Source organism: Fodinibius salicampi, assembly GCF_039545095.1.
Lineage (GTDB): Bacteria > Bacteroidota > Rhodothermia > Balneolales > Balneolaceae > Fodinibius > Fodinibius salicampi.
This window is the reverse complement of the sequence record NZ_BAABRS010000004.1, coordinates 299,576-318,227: the sequence shown is the minus strand read 5'-3', so window position 1 is coordinate 318,227 and position 18,652 is coordinate 299,576. Positions and strand designations below refer to the sequence as shown.

The 18,652-nt window shown below is 42.5% G+C and carries 16 protein-coding genes; 8 read left to right on the top strand and 8 right to left on the bottom strand.

What is annotated here, in order from left to right:
* Positions 1-170 precede the first annotated feature (170 nt).
* The 5 genes from ABEB05_RS14940 to ABEB05_RS14920 all read right to left on the bottom strand — a co-directional run bounded on the left by ABEB05_RS14940 (position 171) and on the right by ABEB05_RS14920 (position 6,545).
* Complete coding sequence (locus ABEB05_RS14940) at positions 171-1,565, bottom strand: class II fumarate hydratase (RefSeq protein ID WP_265791055.1); 1,395 nt, start codon at positions 1,563-1,565, stop codon at positions 171-173.
* A 207-nt stretch (positions 1,566-1,772) separates the two neighbouring features.
* Positions 1,773-2,906 carry a GNAT family N-acetyltransferase gene (locus ABEB05_RS14935; RefSeq protein WP_265791056.1) on the bottom strand — a complete coding sequence of 378 codons (1,134 nt, stop codon included), beginning with the start codon at positions 2,904-2,906 and terminating at the stop codon, positions 1,773-1,775.
* Positions 2,907-2,909: 3 nt separating this feature from the next.
* Positions 2,910-4,154, bottom strand: a complete 1,245-nt coding sequence (locus ABEB05_RS14930; protein ID WP_265791057.1) for an aminotransferase class I/II-fold pyridoxal phosphate-dependent enzyme — start codon at positions 4,152-4,154, stop codon at positions 2,910-2,912.
* A gap of 90 nt (positions 4,155-4,244) precedes the next feature.
* On the bottom strand, positions 4,245-5,375 hold the full coding sequence (locus tag ABEB05_RS14925; RefSeq protein ID WP_265791058.1) for a glycosyltransferase family 4 protein: 1,131 nt from the start codon (positions 5,373-5,375) through the stop codon (positions 4,245-4,247).
* A 15-nt stretch (positions 5,376-5,390) separates the two neighbouring features.
* The gene (locus tag ABEB05_RS14920; RefSeq protein ID WP_265791059.1) at positions 5,391-6,545 is read right to left on the bottom strand and encodes a glycosyltransferase family 4 protein; all 1,155 of its coding nucleotides are present in this window, start codon (positions 6,543-6,545) and stop codon (positions 5,391-5,393) included.
* A 99-nt stretch (positions 6,546-6,644) separates the two neighbouring features.
* Here ABEB05_RS14920 and ABEB05_RS14915 point away from each other — a divergent pair, with 99 nt between their 5' ends.
* The 7 genes from ABEB05_RS14915 (at position 6,645) to rpsU (ending at position 13,383) form a co-directional block, all read left to right on the top strand.
* Positions 6,645-7,619 (top strand): NAD-dependent epimerase/dehydratase family protein, encoded by a 975-nt coding sequence (locus ABEB05_RS14915; RefSeq protein WP_265791060.1) that lies wholly within the window; start codon positions 6,645-6,647, stop codon positions 7,617-7,619.
* Positions 7,620-7,655: 36 nt separating this feature from the next.
* Positions 7,656-9,173, top strand: coding sequence for an Ig domain-containing protein (locus tag ABEB05_RS14910; protein ID WP_265791061.1), 1,518 nt, complete (start codon positions 7,656-7,658; stop codon positions 9,171-9,173).
* A gap of 34 nt (positions 9,174-9,207) precedes the next feature.
* Positions 9,208-10,302, top strand: a complete 1,095-nt coding sequence (gene mutY, locus ABEB05_RS14905; protein WP_265791062.1) for an A/G-specific adenine glycosylase — start codon at positions 9,208-9,210, stop codon at positions 10,300-10,302.
* A gap of 156 nt (positions 10,303-10,458) precedes the next feature.
* Positions 10,459-11,301, top strand: a complete 843-nt coding sequence (locus ABEB05_RS14900) for a TIGR02757 family protein (RefSeq protein WP_265791063.1) — start codon at positions 10,459-10,461, stop codon at positions 11,299-11,301.
* A 112-nt stretch (positions 11,302-11,413) separates the two neighbouring features.
* Entirely contained in the window at positions 11,414-12,118 is a 705-nt protein-coding gene (locus ABEB05_RS14895) for a hypothetical protein (protein WP_265791064.1), read from the top strand.
* Positions 12,119-12,579: 461 nt separating this feature from the next.
* Complete coding sequence (locus tag ABEB05_RS14890) at positions 12,580-12,927, top strand: hypothetical protein (RefSeq protein ID WP_265791065.1); 348 nt, start codon at positions 12,580-12,582, stop codon at positions 12,925-12,927.
* Positions 12,928-13,188: 261 nt separating this feature from the next.
* Positions 13,189-13,383, top strand: a complete 195-nt coding sequence (gene rpsU / locus ABEB05_RS14885; RefSeq protein WP_265791066.1) for a 30S ribosomal protein S21 — start codon at positions 13,189-13,191, stop codon at positions 13,381-13,383.
* Between the two features lie 40 nt (positions 13,384-13,423).
* Here rpsU and radA read toward each other — a convergent pair whose 3' ends face one another.
* The 3 genes from radA to ABEB05_RS14870 form a co-directional block, all read right to left on the bottom strand.
* Positions 13,424-14,788, bottom strand: coding sequence for a DNA repair protein RadA (gene radA / locus ABEB05_RS14880; RefSeq protein ID WP_265791067.1), 1,365 nt, complete (start codon positions 14,786-14,788; stop codon positions 13,424-13,426).
* A 2-nt stretch (positions 14,789-14,790) separates the two neighbouring features.
* A complete protein-coding gene (locus ABEB05_RS14875) occupies positions 14,791-15,804 on the bottom strand; it encodes a lysylphosphatidylglycerol synthase transmembrane domain-containing protein (RefSeq protein WP_345694311.1) in 1,014 nt (337 codons plus the stop codon).
* A gap of 235 nt (positions 15,805-16,039) precedes the next feature.
* The gene (locus ABEB05_RS14870) at positions 16,040-17,116 is read right to left on the bottom strand and encodes a class I fructose-bisphosphate aldolase (RefSeq protein WP_265791068.1); all 1,077 of its coding nucleotides are present in this window, start codon (positions 17,114-17,116) and stop codon (positions 16,040-16,042) included.
* 166 nt (positions 17,117-17,282) lie between these two features.
* On the opposite strand from ABEB05_RS14870, the gene dusB reads away from it, so the two are divergent.
* Positions 17,283-18,287 carry a tRNA dihydrouridine synthase DusB gene (dusB, locus tag ABEB05_RS14865; RefSeq protein WP_265791069.1) on the top strand — a complete coding sequence of 335 codons (1,005 nt, stop codon included), beginning with the start codon at positions 17,283-17,285 and terminating at the stop codon, positions 18,285-18,287.
* Positions 18,288-18,652: the final 365 nt, after the last annotated feature.

Sequence of the window (18,652 nt, the reverse complement as noted above, 5' to 3'; positions counted from 1 at the left end):
TTCTATCTGGTTAAGTAGCCATTAAGAAAAACAGCTATTGTTAATCTATATTACATATTAATCTATTTTGAGGACATAATTTATTCAAGGAACTATTGCTTATAACGTTAAAACAGTGGTAAGATTCTGATTAACGCTGAAAATGGCAAATTCCCCTTCACAAAACCCTTTTACTCCATAAAACCCCCCTTCGTCATATTAATAGGATCAAGTGCCTGATCAAGTTCCTCATCACTTAAATCTGTCATTTCCCGGGCGACCTCTTTTACAGGACGGCCTTCTTTAAAAGCCTTTTTAGCAATTTTGGCTGCTTTATCATATCCGATTAAAGGATTAAGAGCGGTTACCAGCACTGGATTACGTCCTACCATATCCGCAACCTTTCCTTTATTTACACTTAGTCGGGATACCGATCGCTCAGCAAAGTTTCGCACCGCATTTCCTAAAATATTGATTGACTCCAACAGATTGTGAGCAACGACCGGCAGCATCACATTAAGCTCAAAATTTCCGGACTGGGCCGCCACCGTAATTGCAGAATCGTTACCTATAACCTGTGCACAAACCATGGTAACCGACTCTTCAATAACCGGATTTATTTTGCCCGGCATAATAGACGATCCCGGTTGCAATGCTTCAAGCTGGATTTCTCCGATTCCGCTATTGGGTCCTGAATTCATCCACCGCAAATCATTGCTAATCTTCATTAATCCCACGGCTATCGTCTTTAGCTGTCCGCTTAGTTCTGCAGGAGCGTCCACCGTTGACTGGGCCTCGAAATGATTTTCTGCTTCCCGAAAAGAGAAACCGGTCGCCTCTGAAAGGGCTTCTGCCACCTTAGCTCCGAATTCAGGATTTGTATTAAGTCCTGTACCGACTGCAGTTCCTCCCTGCGGGAGTTCTGTCATCCGCTCCAGAGCCGATTCCAATCGTTCAACCCCTAAAGAAAGCTGACGTGCATAGCCCTCAAATTCCTGTTGAATAGTTACCGGCATGGCATCCATCAGGTGAGTACGTCCTGTTTTGACAACTTCCGAAAACTCTTCTCCTTTTTCTTCAAAAGCCTTCTTTAGTTCTTTCAGAGCTGGAATCAGATTCTCCTTTACTGCGGTAACAGCGGCTATCCGTATGGTAGTAGGAATAACATCATTCGAACTTTGTCCATAATTCACATGGTCATTGGGATGTATATCGGTTTCCACCCCTTCAGCCTTCAGTTCATTCGCTCTTTTAGCAATAATTTCATTAGCGTTCATATTTGTGGAGGTACCGGAACCGGTCTGAAAAATATCCACGGCAAAATCCTGATCAAATTTTCCATTGCTAACCTCTCCTGCCGCCTTCGCTATTGCAGATGCTACATCCTCATCCAGCTCGCCTAATGATGCGTTAACATCCGCAATATTCTTTTTTAGCAATCCCAATGCTTCGATAAAATGGCGACTGAACCGCAATCCACTTACCGGAAAATTATCTACTGCTCGTTGGGTTTGAGCTCCGTAATAGGCATCTTTAGGAACTTTCACTTCTCCCATTGAGTCCTTTTCAATTCGGAATTTGCTCATAATCTATTTAAATAATTTTTAAAAATTTGCATTAACACTGTTACTCCCACAGTATTGACAGGCATACAAATATAGTAAAATTATAGCAATTTTTTGAGTCCAAAAGAGAGGTTAAAGACAGTAGATAAGATAAATAGGTGGGAAAAAATTAAAAAACTTTTAGCAGGAAGTACTGTAGTTACTCGGAGTAATCAATAACAATCTGTGCTAAAGTTCTTTGCTATACATTCGATAGGTTTTCTCGCGCCGGGCACCAATTTTTTCCGCTACACTAATCATCCCTTTATTGGATTCCAGAACCCAGCTCAACTCAGAAGATTTATACCCTACTTCTTTGCCGTTAATTATCGCCTCTTTATGGAGCAAGGCATCAATACCTTTTCCCTGGTACTCGGGAAGAACGCCCATCAGGGCCGTTCGGATACGATTAATTTTTCTGCGATACCACAATAGTTTGAATATTCCGGTCGGAAAGAGCGTTCCATCCATATGCTTGAGTGCCTGATTCAAATCCGGAAGACCGATAGAAAAAGCAACCGGCTCCCCATCTACCTCAGCAATATGGGCGACTTTGGGATCCAAAATTAACTTTAAATCTTTTGCCAGATCTTCCAGTTCTTCCTCATTAAGCGGAATAAATCCCCAATTCCCGGACCAAGCTTTATTATATATATGTCGTACAATCTGCACCTCTTGCTCAAGGTTTTTAAGATCGATTTCACGGATATCCAACCGCCGAATTCGCCGGCGCACCAACTCTTCTGCCCGGTACATACGATCTAGATTTACGGTCCCTTGTGTTACCCGAAAGGCATAAAGATCCATTGCTTTACTCAAGCCGGCATTTTTAATCAGCTTATCATAATAGGCCTTGTGATAGGGCATCATAATACTTGGATCGTACTCAAAACCTTCAACCAAGATACCAACCTCATCCATCATACTGGGATTTGCCGGTCCCATCATCTTGGTTCGCCCTCTCTCCCGCAACCAGTCGGATGCTACTTTAAGCAATAAATTAGCTACTGTTTGATCATCAACACATTCAAAAAATCCAAAAAAACCCGTTTTATCATTGTGATGTTCATTATATCGATGATCAATAATCGCTGCGATACGCCCTTTTAGTTCTTCTCCCTCTTCGACCAGAAAAAGAGCGATTTCGGCGTTTTCAAAGAAAGGGTTTTTATCTTCATCAATAAGCTTTTTTTGCTCCATTTTAAGCGGAGCGATCCAGTGCTCATCGCCCTCATAGTGTTCATAAGGGAACTCAATAAACCTCTTTCGCTGTTTATCGGTTTTTACTGCCGTAATTTTGTGTGTGCGCTTTCCAGTACTCACGAGTTAATCAGTATCCAACAAAGAGTGACCGTTTTGATCAATAATACCCTGATCGAGACCAACCTTGCGGAACGCCTCTAAGATACGATTCAGGTGATCATCGGTATGAGTTGCCATATAGCTGGTTCGGACAAGAGACTGTCCCTGCGGCACACCAGGTGGTACTACAGCATTTACATAAACGCCAGCCTCAAACAATCCTTTCCAAAACTGGAAGCAATCTTTCATCCCTCCTATCACAACCGGTATAATAGGAGTTTGGCTACTCCAAACATTAAATCCCATGTCCTGTAAGGAATTTCGCATGTAGTCAGAAATTTCTTGTAACCGATCTAAGCGCCATGTTTCTTCCTGAAGGATTTCTAATGCTTTTAGAACAGTAGCCACATTGGCAGGGGGCATCGAAGCACTAAAAATATGAGCGGGTGAATTATGACGAATAAATTCAATAACTTCCTGGTCGCCCACCAGAAAACCACCAAGGGAGGCAAAAGACTTGGAAAAGGTTCCACTTATTAAATCCACTTCGTCCATCAAGTCAAAGGTCGAAGCCGAACCGCGGCCTTTATCTCCTATAACACCTATAGCGTGTGCATCATCCAGATAGAGGCGAGCATCAAATCTATTCTTTAGTTCAACCAGTTCGGGGACTTTAGCAATAGTTCCCGACATTGAGAAAACACCGTCACTCACAATAATTTTCCCTGCCTTCTCATCCGCTCTTTTCAGCAGCTTCTCCAGCTGCTCCATATCATTATGCCGAAAACGCATAGTCTTCGCATTGGATACAAGCGTACCTGTTACAATACAGGCATGATTATCTTTATCGGAGAAGATAACATCCTTACGGCCGGCGATGGTCTGTATAGCGCCTTCATTTGTCTGGTACCCGGTACTAAATAACACACAGGCATCTTTATTCATAAAATCTGCCAATTTTTCTTCCAACTCAAGATGCAGATCGAGTGTGCCGTTCAAATATCGGGAACCTGTGCATCCTGTTCCATACACTTTTATCACATCACGGGCTGCTTTAATAACCCTCGGATCATTCGTCAGACCCAAATAATTATTCGATCCGGCCATAATTACTTCACGACCATCGATCTGTACCGTAGTACCGTCAGTAGCCTGTAAAGGCTTAAAATAAGGGTATAATCCTTCTGATTTTATCTCCTCTGCCTTAGTAAAATCGTAGGCTTTGGCAAAAATATCGTTTGCTTTTACATCGGACTTAGAATTAGTCATTCGTTCCTGCTTTCGACTTATTATATGAGTGCTTATCGTTGCAAATATACTTCCATATTAAGCATCAATCAAATTATGAATACCTTAATGTTATTTTATAGTATAACGATCAACAACTGTTTCCAAATAATTAACATATTCTTTGGCAACATGCAGCCAACTGAATTGTTCCTTTACGTGATGCCGGGCATGTTCTGAGAATGATGCGAGATCATCATCTAATACATATCGAATCTTTTCAGCAAATTCTTTCGGACTAAGTGTGGGGACGCGAAAGCCATTTTCACCTTGCGTTATAACATCTTTTATACCTTCAAGATCAGCAGCTACCGCCGGCGTTCGAGCCATATTCGCCTCCAGTAAAACAATTCCAAACCCTTCCATGTCTCCTTCGACCGGAATGTTGGGCATAACAAAAAGATCGGCCGCGGCATAGGCCTGCTTTAAAATATTATCTGGCTGACGTCCCAGCAAAAAAATACGATCCTTAAATGGAACCTCATCTGCAGCTTCTTGAATATTTTCGAATTCAGGGCCATCTCCCACCGTCACATAAACAACATCTTCTCCCAGCTTGGGCATCACCTCCCGTATAAACCACTCATGACCTTTACGTTTCACATTACGGCCAACGGTAAGTAACATCTTTTTTTGATCCAGGGGAATATCAAAATTTTTCTGAAGACTCCATCGCGATTTCTCCTTAGCCGGAAATTTATCCAACCGATTAAGATCAAATCCGTTAGGCAGCGCTATCCCCTTTCCCGGTGCCATGCCTCTTTTCATACATTCTTTCTGGGTAGCTTTGGAAACAGAAATCACTCCATCCAGCTGTTCAAATACTTTGGGCACAAACCACTGATAAATCCTGACTGGCAGCGTCACATCCCGGCCATGATTAATAGTTACCATTGGAACATTAATTTTTTTTCGAAGAAAATAGGCCATGCTTGCAGTAACCATTGAAGAAAACAAGACAACATCGGCCCCCGTTTCTTTTACCCTGTGGGGGAGCTCCATCAGTTCTTTAAACAAAAAGGAAACCGTCTTCGCTATAATTTGTCCTTTCCCAGAGGCATTAATGGTATCTTTAAAAACTGTTACTGATTCTTTCCGTTCTAGTTCACGTATAAGTTGCTGACTTACACGCTGCATGCCTCCCACATTGTCAAGAATTTCTCCTTCTTGTGGATGGCTATGAGAAACATATAGTATTCGCAATATCAAAAAATCTGGTTAAAACTTCAGTTGTGGACGGGGTTCACTTAAAGCTTCTCGATAATTTTCCAGAAGCTTCTTATTTACATTTTCCCATGAGTACGCTAATGCTTTCTGACGGGCTGCTTTAGCCATGCTTTCTTGCATCAACTCATCTTCAAGTATTTTGGCAACACAGCGGGCAAACTCTTTAGTATCACGGGGTGCCGCCAGAAAACCGTTCACCCCTGACTCAACCAGCGACCTGCTACCCGTAGCATCAGCCACGACACATGGCAATCCGCTGGACATTGCTTCGAGAGTCACATTCCCAAAAGTTTCCGTCTCGGATGGAAACAGAAACACATCACTGCTAGCGTAAGCACGACTCAGCTCATCCCCAGTGACAAAGCCGGTAAAATGTGCCTCCGGAAGCATATGCTCGAGCTCCTTCTTTGCCGGTCCATCTCCCACAATCATAGGTTTGATGCTATCGTATTTCTGGCGCAATCGCTTTACAGTATCTACGTATGTCTGCAAATTTTTTTCCCAGACCAATCGTGATACAAAACTAACGACTTTATCGGAATCCTCGATCCCGATAGAACGACGCCATTCCATATCACGAAACTTTGGATTAAACTCATCGGTATTAACCCCCCGGGCCCAAATACGGATTCCTTCATCAATTCCTTCTTCATTTAATTCTTTTGCCATGGAGGGCGAAGGCACATATATATGCTTGCACTGACTGTAAAACCACTCTAGGTATTTCCATCCCAAAAGCTTGAGCATATCCAGATTATAATACTTTAAATAACTGGTAAAATGAGTATGGTAGGAGGCCACAATCTGAATATTATTTGCCTGTGCCCAGCGCATAGCACGAAAGCCTAATACATCCGGGGTAGCCAGATGGATAAGCGTGGGATCAAATTCACGAAGCCGTTTCTGCGCGGATTCCGGAAATCCTACCGTAATACGATACTCGGAACGCCCGGGCATCGGTACCGAAGGAACCGGCACAAACTCTCCTTCATGATCCATCGGCGGATTTTCTACCGTGGGGCCAAAAACAATCACAGGCACCCCCTCCGTCTCCAAATAGGCAACCAGACGATTTAAAGTAAGAGATACTCCATCTTGGATATGATTATAATTTCCGGTAAAAATTGCTACTCGAGGGTCATTCATAAATTTTCCAATGCATCATTGAGATTTGTATCTTTGCACAGTGGTTCCAAAGGAACTTGGTTAACACTATTAACATAGTCACCAAATATACAAAATTTGATGAAAGCCTTCGTAACCGGCGGCACGGGTTTTATTGGCAGTCACCTTGTTGACGCTTTGCTAGAGAACGACGACTATACAGAAGTTCGCTGCCTTATTCGCAATAACCCCAAATGGCTAAAAGGTAAAAATATTACTTCGGTGAAGGGCGATCTCGATGATATATCTACTCTAAGGGAGGCTGTTCGCGGTGTAGATGTCATTTTTCATATTGCAGGTCGCGTTAAAGCTCCTACGTACAAGCAGTTAGAACATGCCAATGTAGGAAGCACTGAAAATCTTTTACGCATAGCACAAAAAGAAGGTATTACTAATATGGTGATACTTTCTTCTCTTGCTGCAACAGGTCCCAGCAATGGTGAACCTGTTACGGAAGATGCTCCTATGGAACCGATCAGTATGTATGGTCGTTCAAAAAAGGAGATGGAAGAACGCATCCACGCACTGGCAAATGAGGAGGTTTCCATCACTATTTTACGTCCCCCGGCTGTTTACGGACCTCGTGAAGATCAAATCTACTCCTTTTTTAAGATGGTTGACAAGCGCATTTGTCCCATTATTGGAGATGGCAAAAAACCCAAAATATCAATGGTCTACGTGGGCGATGTTGTACAAGGTATCCTTAAAGGGGCTAAACAGAAAGAAGCCGGTGTACACACCTACTTTATTTCGGGAGAAGAAGTATATACCTGGAATAAAATCCGGGATATAACAACTAAGATACTGGGTAAAAAGAATATTCCTATTTACTTGAAACCAGGCTTGGTTCAAAAAATTGCCGGGGCTCTTGAAAAAGCATCATCATTTTTTGGTATTTATCCCGTTTTAAATAGAGACAAGGCCAAAGAAATGATTCTTGAATGGACCTGTACATCCGAAAAAGCACAGCGTGAACTCGGATATAAACCTCAGTACTCCCTTGAAGAAGGTATTTCACGCACGATTCACTGGTATCAACGACATCATTGGTTATAGACATTTATGAAATATTTATACAGTTGTTTTATCCTCATGCTACTTTTCATTAGTAGCGCACCAGCACAGCCGACTCTAACAAAGGATTATTCCTACCTCATGGATATTCCTTCGGTTGTGGCAATGGAAAGTTCTCCGGCCCATTTTTACGTACTGTCGGAAACAGAAGGCATGGCTGTTTTCCGGTCCCGCCCAGATTCACTGCAATGGCTTTACTCCTCAACCGGGATGCAAAGGCGTGGAAACACGGTAGTAGCCGATATTCGTTTTGCCTACCTGTTTGGTGACAGCAATCGGTTGTCAGTACTGGAGCCTACATCTGTACTGGGTGTTTATTCCTCTACTAATCTTCCGGTTCCTCCCTTAGATGTTCAACGGATAAGCGAACAGCTCTTCATTGCACTGGGAGATCGTGGACTGGGTCAGTTATCCCTCGAATCACCCTCCTCGGTAGATTCCCAAGTTACATTTGTTGCAGAGTCGCAGTTAAATAATCAATCTGTTATAGACCTCGAACGACTGGATGATCAGCTATTTGCCCTCGGCTCCGAGAGCAACCTTTTCCGATTTAACTTCGACAGTGAAAGGCTTTCACTGGATCAGACCTTCTCCCTTGCCGAACAATTGAATCGTATTTTTCTTGTTGAGAACACTTTATACGGAGCAGATGCTGGAGGAAATATTTATGAAATAAACGGTAGTGGAGATCTGTCAAAGCTGGGAAGCATAAAAGAACAAGTTATTCAAATTCTTAAATGGAATGACTGGCTTATTATAAAAGGGAATTCTAATAAGCTGTGGACGTCCTATCAAAACCGGAGCCCAGTATTGTGGAAAGAGAATGAAGCGGCCGGGAATTTTATTACTAAAACAAAAGGGCAGCTTTGGCTTAGTGAGTACAACCAAATAAGCAGAGTGACCGTAACGAAAGGACAAACCCAAACCGATGCGGATAACAATAATAGCAAAAAATCGGGTTCTTTTACGCTTCAGCCGATAAAGAACTATACCATCCCCCATTCCAAATCACTTATTTTCCCTATCAAAATTGAGGGAAATATTTCGCCGGAACAACTGCAATTCACCTATCAATCGTCCAGCATACAGGACGCCGAAGTACGGGGACAAAGTTTTTACTGGCAACCCTCGCAGGATGATGCGGGGTCGCACCGTGTTAGAATTATCGCTTCGGCAAAAAATGGCCAAACGGCTTCAGAAACATTTAATATACAGGTACGATCCTTTAATGCTCCCCCCAGATTTACCCCAATGCGGCCAATGACCATTCCTGTTGAAGAATCCTTTTCACTTCCTGTGAATGCTACCGATCCGGATGGAATTAATGAGGACCTCATTCGGTACATGGGGGTCAATATGCCGAAAGGAGCTACCATTAATGAAAGAACCGGATTAATTGAGTGGACGCCTACCATCCGCCAGGTTGGGGAAAATAACTTCCGGGTGATTGCAACGGATCAGTTCGGAGCGGCATCATCCGTAGATATCACTATAAATGTTACGGAAAAAGTCCGGCGAAACAATGCCGGAGAATAAGTTATAATCACAGCTTCAAAATTTTTATCCATCATTGAACAACACTGAACTTCAGTCTCGGTTACTGGATTGGTACGATCAAAATAAACGAAATATGCCTTGGCGAGGTTGTGGAGATCCGTACAAGATATGGGTGTCTGAAATAATGCTCCAGCAAACACGCGTAGACCAAGCCACACCGTATTTTGAGCGATTTATGGAGCACTTTCCTACCGTGCATGATTTAGCACAAGCTGATCAGCAAGAAGTGCTTAAAGTTTGGGAGGGACTGGGCTATTACAGCAGGGCCCGCCATCTCCATGCCGCATCAAAACTGGTTGTTAACGAATTTGATGGAAAAGTTCCGGATAATTGGGAAGATATTAACAAGTTAAAGGGAGTGGGTCCTTATACCGCTGCGGCCGTATTGAGTATTGCTTTCCAGAAAAAACACGCGGTTATGGATGGAAATGTAATTCGCGTACTCAGCCGGTATTTTGGCATTGAAGACAATGTTCGTACGACCAAAACAAAAAACATTATTCAGGAATATGCCGATGAACTGATTTCCGAAGAACGTCCCGGTGATTTCAACCAAGCACTGATGGAGCTGGGAGCCACCTTATGCACTCCTTCCAGTCCCGAGTGTGAGGTATGCCCCTTACAAAAAAATTGTGTGGCTTTTAAAACACTTAGAACCGAAGAGATCCCCTACAAATCTAAAAAGAAAAAACGTCCCCATCACCAAATTGGTGTGGGCATTATCATGAATAAAGAAGAGGAAGTACTCATTGCGCTGCGTCCCAATGATGCTATGCTCGGGGGCCTATGGGAATTCCCGGGTGGCAAACAAAATGAGGATGAGGAGATGCCGGATACCGTCAGGCGTGAACTCAAAGAGGAATTAGACGTAGATGTTGCTGTTAAAAAGCCCTTTATGAAACTTGATCATGCTTACTCACATTTTAAAATTACCATGCATGCCTATCTCTGTGAAATCCAGAAGGGTACTCCAAAACCGAAAAGCAGCCAAGAAGTCCGTTGGATATCTATCGATGAGCTGGACGATTATCCTTTCCCAAAAGCCAATAGAAAACTTACAGAGAAGTTAATGAATCTTAACAGAGGCCAGCAGGAATTAGAGATATAACTACTACATCATACTGAATCACTGTGCTAAATTTCATTCAATATCTCTTTCAGCATCTAAATCTACCGGCCTGTATTATAGTAATCTAAACCAGATATTGGTCCGGCGGATAGAATGACATTCTAATAATATTTGACCAGATAAATATTCCATTTAATGCGACGAGAGCTTCAAAAAAGATCACCCGTACAGATCAAAAAACTCAAACCGTTTTTAGATAAATGGGTGGAACGCATTGAGCAACGGGATTATATTAATGAGGATCCTATACTTTTTATGCATGCCTTCAATCACAAAGAGGATCAATTACTAGCCGGCTTTTTTGCTGCAACTATGGCCTGGGGTCGGCGGGATATTGTAATCAGAAAAGTACGTGACCTGCTGGAGCGAATGAATAACCGCCCTGAAGAATTTATCGGTAATTTTTCAGATGATGATGCGGATCGTTTTGAAGGATTCAAGCATCGCACTTTTAAACCGATTGATATGATTTGGCTCACCAAAATTCTACAATCCATTTTACAAGAATTCGAATCCTTTGAATGCTTCTGGAATGCTTGTTACCAAAAAGCCCAGCAAACAGGTCGACCTTTGATGGCTGTTTTCCATGAGAATTTTTTTGCACTCCAGTCCAACACCCCCAAACGTACATACAAACATGTCTCCAATGCCGAAAAGAAGAGCTCCTGTAAGCGACTGTACTTGTATTTGAGATGGGCTATCCGAAAAGAGAGTCCGGTTGATCTCGGACTAATGGACTTTATGCCTGCATCGGAACTTATGGTACCACTGGATGTTCACGTAGCCCGACAAGCACGGAAGCTGGGATTACTTTCGCGCACTTATAACGACTGGTGGGCGGTAGAAGAGCTTACAGAAACACTGCGACTTCTTGATCCCAAAGATCCAGCCAAGTATGATTATGCTCTGTTCGGTCTGGGAGTGGCGGAAGATGGACTGCCTGAAGAGCTTATCATAAATCCAACGTTAGGTAAATAACAAGAAAAGCCCCTTCTGTCACGATATAATTAAAAAGACATCCCACCCCTTTCTGGATAAAGATTTTTTATATTTTAGCTGAAACTATATTCTTCAAAAGACTTCATCACAGATGAAAAAAGCAGTTATTGTTTTACTCCTATTTTTTAGCTTTTCAACAATTTCTTTTGCACAAATAACCTATAAAAGTGATCCTGGTTTTTTTACTCCGGTTCTTAAATCTTTCTATCTACGAGGTGGTTCTTTTGAAAATACCCAGTTAATTGGTCCGGCAATTGGTTACCGGATTAATGAAAGTCACGATTTCACCCTGCATACAGAATATCTATCCAGTGATCTTGGCAGCGAGGGCAAAAATACTCCCAAATATTCGGGAATAAATGTAGGTTTTATTCTCGGCAATAGCTCTGCCGATTTTGCTGAAAACTGGCTCATCCGCTCAAAACTTTCGGTATATAAGTCCTTCAATTTTAATGCTACGGGCTACTCAGATCGCAATTTAAAAGATCCGAAGCTATTTTCAGGACAAGGATCTACAGCCATATATATTCGACTACCGGTTTCCACCTCGATCTCCTTACTACCAAATGCTGGTGGCTTTTTGGGCTACGGTGATTATTCTCCCACTCAAGCTTCAGCTCATTTTCGCCAGGGAATTGACGGTTTTCAAGTAGGTCCCCAGTTTGGGTTAGATCTGCTATTCAAATTTTCCCGAAATTTCTATTTAGCGCTCAAGCCCCAGTATCATATCCAATACAACCTTACGCATGATACCTCTGGGGGGATATTATTTTTTAATACACAATTCAACTTTTAGCTTCTAACTAATTTACAAGCATATTATATATGCAAAAAATTGGTGCCGGCCATTTGAGTTGACTTGGAGACGCAGCTACAATTCTTTAACACATGAAGAAAACGTTATTACTCTCACTATTTATACCTCTCTTTACTTCAGTTTGCGCCCAAGAAACTGAACAAAATTGGCGGCTCAATATTATCAATCCAGACATAGAATTTGGGCTTGGTTTAAGCGCTAATATATATTAGAATATATCCGTTTCAAGCACGGACGTTTACAACCGTCATAGAAAAAAGATTTTTTTCGAAAACCCTGTCATTCTGAATCTATTTTAACTCATGTTATTTGTCTCTATAAAGAATAACCTGTACTCTCTAATTGACCTCTTACGACAACTTTCCCCTTCCCAGTATAATAGTTCTTGCACAGCCTTAAGCGGTTCCAGCATAGGGAGCCATTATCGGCATATTATCGAAATGTTTAGATGCCTGTTAGATAAGTATGATGAAGGGACCGTAAATTACGATTACAGACCGCGAAATAGGACCATAGAAACCAATATAGAAGTCGCACTCCAAGAATTAGAACTTTTGATTACTCAAATTGAAAAACCAAATAAAACGATATCCTTAGAACAGATGATTTCCGAAGAAAAGATCCTAATTGAAAGTAATTATTATCGGGAGATACTACATAATTTAGATCATACCATTCATCACCAGGCCCTGATAAAAATTGGTGTATCTGAATATGATAATATCATTTTAGATGATAACTTTGGCTTTGCTCCCTCCACATTAAAATACAGAAAGCAAAATATGTAATGAGTTTTTTTGAACTGTAGGGATCATAGTTCATTCTTTTAGGTAATAGCCTTACCTTTTGAAATTGGACATAAAAAATTACCCAAATTTAAAACTTGGCTTTTACAAGACTCAGGAGTGGTTAAGGTTACACACGTACCCTCTTACCTTGGTAAAGGTGTTGAAATGAATAGCAACTTTTCTTTGTTATAATTATGTACATTTATAAAAAGATCCTTATATTTCGCGTCCGAGAATCGAAAGCAAAACAATTTAAAGTATATGGTTGGAGTTAAAGTAAAAGATAACGAGAGTATTGACCGAGCAGTTAACCGCTTTAAAAAGTTGGTGGCTCGTTCACGAATTTTAAATGAATATAAAGAGCGGCAGCAGTATACCAAGCCCTCCAAAAAACGTCGTGAAGCGTTAAAGAAAAGCATTCGTGAACAGCGCAGACGTGAGCGTCACCAGTTCTAAGCACTATTACTATTTTTTTAAAAGCTCTTTAGATTATATTCTAAAGAGCTTTTTTTATAGCTGCCATAATATTCGCCGCCTTAATGAGCTGTAAATCGTGCTTTCGGTCAATGGTGCTTGCTTGGGGGACTATGGCTTTTTCAAAACCCAGCTTTTGTATCTCCCCGAGACGCTGATCAACATTATTGACCGCGCGAATCTCTCCTCCCAGCCCCACTTCCCCGAGGAAGGCAAAATCCTTTGAAATAGAATCATCGAGCAAGCTCGAGACCAACGCACAGACCACACCCAAATCTGCAGCCGGATCATTCACTTTTAGTCCGCCGGCTATATTCAGATAAACATCCTGACCTGAAAACTGGTACCCTCCTCTTTTCTCCAAAACCGCCAGCAGCAGTGAAAGCCGCCGGTGATCAAATCCATTGGCTGTACGCTGTGGTGTACCGTAATTACTGGGGGTAACCAATGCCTGTACTTCTGCTAAAAGCGGACGTGAGCCTTCAATAGAACAGATAACTGCATTGCCACTAACACTGCTGTCATAATCCGACAGAAAAAGCTGTGAAGGGTTTAAGACCTCAACCAACCCCGACTGCTTCATCTCGAATACCCCAACTTCCTGTGCCGGACCAAATCTATTTTTTAGGCTGCGCAGCATCCGATAGTTATAGTTACTGTCTCCCTCAAACTGAAGCACCGTATCCACCATATGTTCAAGTACCCGCGGGCCCGCGATATTACCTTCCTTGGTAACGTGTCCGATAACCAATGTCGTGATATTCTGCTTTTTAGCCAGTTGCTGCAACAGGGCGGCACACTCTTTGACCTGCTGAATGCTGCCTGCCATGCTGGTTAGCTCCGTACGGTAGACCGTCTGTATCGAATCCACTATCAACAAGTCGGGATCCAGCTTCCGTGCTTCCTTCAACACTTTATTGATATCCGTTTCCGTATAGATATAGAAGTTATTGGATTCCACCCCCAGCCGACGGGCGCGCTGTTTTATCTGCCCCGCCGACTCCTCTCCCGCACAGTACAGTATTTTCAAATCCGAAACTGCTTTTCCCAGCTGGAGAGTCAGCGTACTTTTACCAATCCCAGGATCCCCCCCCAGCAGTATAAAGGAGCCCGGGACAAATCCTCCACCAAGTACACGATCCAATTCCTGGATATGACTCAAAAATCGCTCCTCAGAATTCGATTTAATATCGTCCAGCTTTTGGGGAGGTTGGGAATCATTTAAGCCTTCAACCTTGCCCTTATGCTCCTTTTCCGATTTTGTCTTGCGCTCTACCTTAAACTCCTTGAAGGTATGCCAGCTTCCACAATTGGGACAATTACCCAGCCATTTTGTAGAAGTATGGCCACATTCATCACATACAAATTGCATTCGATCTTTTGGCATAATCAAATAGATTCAGATGAGGGAACGTCTCTTTCTTGTTCTTCGGGGGACAAGTCATCGAAACTTTCTACTACCGACTGATTTATATACCAGGTAGTAGCCATGATTCCCAAACCAACGGAGATATAATAGCTAATGACTCTCCATGCAAATACAGCGAGACCAATAAACGCTTTTCGATCCATTAAGGGACCCTGAAAGATAGCGAAGAGTCCCTCTACCCCACCACTTCCACCTGGTGTGGGCATAATGAGAAAAGCCAGATTCATTGCCAAGCTTCTGAGTATCGAGAGAATTTCATTTGCAGGTAAAAGACTTAATACAACAATGGTAGGCAATGCGATTCTACACAACCAGGACATGGTCGATAAAAAGAAAGCCTTTAGCAAAAAGCTATTCGGCTTCGCGCGAAGTTCATGGGCATATTCCACTAAATTTTCAGTTTCATCTTTTACATCATCTTTCCAGCGACGCAAAAAAGGAAGTTTGAATACCACATTCACCACCTTTTTGATCGCATGAGGATTCTTTAAAATGCCATAAGCCATCAGGCCGGCATAACTTAATAGTCCTATATATAGCAATATCATAGAAGCATGCCCCACCACCCCAGTATTATTGGGTACTACTTCATAGAATATTCCCGATACCAGCAAGATAGGCACCGCAAGGGCAAACCAAAGCTGATCAAGAAAAAGGCTATAGAGAATAATGGCCGATGATTGGCCCAGACTAAATCCTTCCTTCGTCATGGCGTATGTCCCCATGGGAGCTCCGCCTACAACAGAAGGGGTTATCGAAGAAGTAAAATCCCAGCTAAGCATAACGCGGCATGATGCCATCCAGCCCAAAGCCTTTTCAGATAAATACCGTATTTTTGCCGCTGAAAAACCAATTCGCATGAAAGATACCACCACAGCTATAATAAGTCCCGGCAACCTTTTCATCTTCAAATGCTCCAGAACTCCAGGAGTATAGGTCCAGTAAATTAAAAAAGCCATCGTCCCCACACTCAAGCCTATAGAAATAAACAAGTATTTACTGGAAAAATACTCCTTAGGACTTTTTTGTATGTGATGTTCACTACCTGACAAAAAGCTATTATTTAACAATTAGAGAAAATGCGTAGCTCAAAATAGGTATCAAATCTAAATAATAGAAACCAAATTAGCAGGTGCCAAGATATTTAACTAAGGCATAAAAAAAGCCTTATGGAAAATCCATAAGGCTTTTAAAAAACATTTAGAGCTTTTAGGCTACAGTAATATCATCATCAAGATATACATCCTGAATGAAGTTAAGTAGCTTCACTCCTTCTTCCAATGGTCGTTGAAATGCTTTACGACCGCTTATAAGTCCCATGCCGCCGGCACGCTTATTAATAACAGCTGTACGAACAGCCTGCGCAAAATCATTTTTGCCGGAACCGCCTCCAGAATTAATCAGTCCTGCGCGACCCATATAACAATTTGCCACCTGATAGCGGGTAAGGTCAATGGGATGTTCACTAGCAAGCTTGTTGTAAATATCCTCATCAAGCTTACCATAAGAGGAATCTCCCATATTCAGGGCCTTATACCCTCCATTATTCGTCGGCTGCTTCTGCTTAATAATATCGGCCTGAAGGGTAACGCCCAAGTGGTTAGCCTGCCCCGTAAGGTCCGCTGATGCGTGATAATCTTCTCCATCTACTTTGAAAGCTGAATTCCGGGTATAACACCAGAGAATAGTAGCCAGCCCCAGTTCGTGCGCACGCTCAAAAGCGCGGGCAACCTCCTGAATTTGTCGGCTGGACTCTTCCGAACCAAAATAGATCGTAGCTCCTACCGCAGCAGCCCCCATCTCATACGCACGTTCAATCGAACCGAACATCACCTGATCATATGTATTCGGATAAGTCATCAACTCATTATGATTAATCTTAACAATGAAAGGAATTTTATGAGCATACTTTCGAGCTACTGCTCCTAAAACTCCAAAGGTAGAAGCAACACCGTTACATCCCCCTTCAATTGCTAATTTTATAATATTTTCGGGATCAAAATAGTCGGGGTTGGGTGCGAATGAGGCTCCGCCGGAGTGTTCAACTCCCTGATCTACCGGCAAAATTGAGGTATATCCCGTACCTCCCAGCCGGCCATGATCTAGCAGGGCCTGTAGATTCCGTAGTACTCGTGGATTCCGGTCGGACTGGTACCAAACATCATCTACGTATGATCCTGAGGGTAGATAGAGTTTGTCTTTAGATATTGTTTCACATTTATGAGTCAGCAAATCTTCTGCTTCATCACCTAACAGTTCTTCTATACTTTTGGATGCTAATGCCATGATCCCGTTCTATAAATTAATTGAATTAAGGATTAAGCGCTAGTATAACAATTTTCAGCATTCATATCATTAGTTAATTTTAAACCGCTAATTTCTAACCTGACAATTAATCGAGGTTTTCTGAGATTCTCCTTATATTGAGGTTCAGCAATTATTAAACCAACCATTGAGTACCAAAGTGAAAATAGGTGATTTAGATTTAGGTCATAAGCCGCTTTTGCTGGCTCCCATGGAAGATGTAACGGACTCTCCCTTTCGAACTATTTGTCGGCGCAAGGGGGCAAATATCGTATACACGGAATTTATCAGCTCTGAAGCCATAATACGAGACTCCGACCATGCTATGCACAAAATGGACTTCAGTGAAGAGGAACGTCCCTTTGGCGTACAAATTTTCGGAGGTCGCGAAGAAGCAATGGAGGGAGCAGCGAAGATAGCCGAATCTAATAACCCCGATGTAGTGGATATTAACTTCGGGTGCCCCGTCTACAATATTGTCAAAAAAGGAGCCGGATCTGCCTGCCTTAAGGATATGGATCTGATGGAACGAATGGCCGGATCTGTTGTGGATGCTGTAGAAAACCGGCCGGTAACAGTTAAAACGCGGCTCGGATGGGATGATCGAACGATCCGTATTGGGGAAGTAGCCCTTATGCTTCAGGACCTGGGCGTTAAAGCCCTCACCGTACATGCTCGTACGCGCAATCAAAAATATAAGGGGGATGCACGCTGGGAATGTCTTAAGAAGCTAAAAGACACTCCCGGTCTCGAAATTCCGATCATTGGCAATGGAGATGTTACCACTCCACTGGATGCCAAACGGATGTTTGATGAAACCGGTGTGGACGGCGTCATGATCGGACGCGGAGCCATCGGAAACCCCTGGATATTTGAACGTTCCCATCACTACATCCAAACCGGAGAACTGCTGCCCGACCCTTCCGTTGAGGACCGGATAGAACTTTGTGCCGAACAACTACGTCGTTCCGTAAAGCATCACGGTGAACGCTATGGAGTAATCATCATGAAGAAACACTATGGCCAATTTCTTAAAGGCGTGCGTAACAGCCGCCAGTTGCGGGCTGCGATTATGGAAGAGCAGGAAATGAAGCCTATCCTCGATCTACTGCACCGGTTCAAAGAACAGGAAATGTATGCCGTAGCTTCCTAGTTACCTCTATATTACTATATAATATTCAAGCATCTCACTTTCCCGGATACCATCCGGGTAAAAGTCTCCTATCCAACTGTCATACGACCACCCGCTGGTTCCAAGATACAACTCCCTCACCCTGTTTTTGCTTAAATTATCTTACAACTGCTATAAGGATATAGAGATTGAGCATTCTCTGTTTAAATGAATCAATTTGGCTTTCTGTTCGTAAAGCTAATTACACAGCAATTAATTATATCCAGTTGTTATGATACAGCGACTTCTTCGACTTCTCGCGACAAGCCTGAGTCTCTATACTTTTTATTCCAATCCCCTGCGATTTATCGTCAGTTTACTTTGCATAATGCTCGTTCCCTATCTGG

Coding starts and splice junctions, on each gene's coding strand:
- ABEB05_RS14940 (WP_265791055.1), bottom strand. CDS start 1,565: ATGAGCAAATTCCGAATTGAAAAGGACTCAATGGGAGAAGTGAAAGTT.
- ABEB05_RS14930 (WP_265791057.1), bottom strand. CDS start 4,154: ATGACTAATTCTAAGTCCGATGTAAAAGCAAACGATATTTTTGCCAAA.
- ABEB05_RS14920 (WP_265791059.1), bottom strand. CDS start 6,545: ATGAATGACCCTCGAGTAGCAATTTTTACCGGAAATTATAATCATATC.
- ABEB05_RS14915 (WP_265791060.1), top strand. CDS start 6,645: ATGAAAGCCTTCGTAACCGGCGGCACGGGTTTTATTGGCAGTCACCTT.
- ABEB05_RS14910 (WP_265791061.1), top strand. CDS start 7,656: ATGCTACTTTTCATTAGTAGCGCACCAGCACAGCCGACTCTAACAAAG.
- ABEB05_RS14900 (WP_265791063.1), top strand. CDS start 10,459: ATGCGACGAGAGCTTCAAAAAAGATCACCCGTACAGATCAAAAAACTC.
- ABEB05_RS14895 (WP_265791064.1), top strand. CDS start 11,414: ATGAAAAAAGCAGTTATTGTTTTACTCCTATTTTTTAGCTTTTCAACA.
- ABEB05_RS14890 (WP_265791065.1), top strand. CDS start 12,580: ATGTTTAGATGCCTGTTAGATAAGTATGATGAAGGGACCGTAAATTAC.
- rpsU (WP_265791066.1), top strand. CDS start 13,189: ATGGTTGGAGTTAAAGTAAAAGATAACGAGAGTATTGACCGAGCAGTT.
- radA (WP_265791067.1), bottom strand. CDS start 14,788: ATGCCAAAAGATCGAATGCAATTTGTATGTGATGAATGTGGCCATACT.
- ABEB05_RS14870 (WP_265791068.1), bottom strand. CDS start 17,116: ATGGCATTAGCATCCAAAAGTATAGAAGAACTGTTAGGTGATGAAGCA.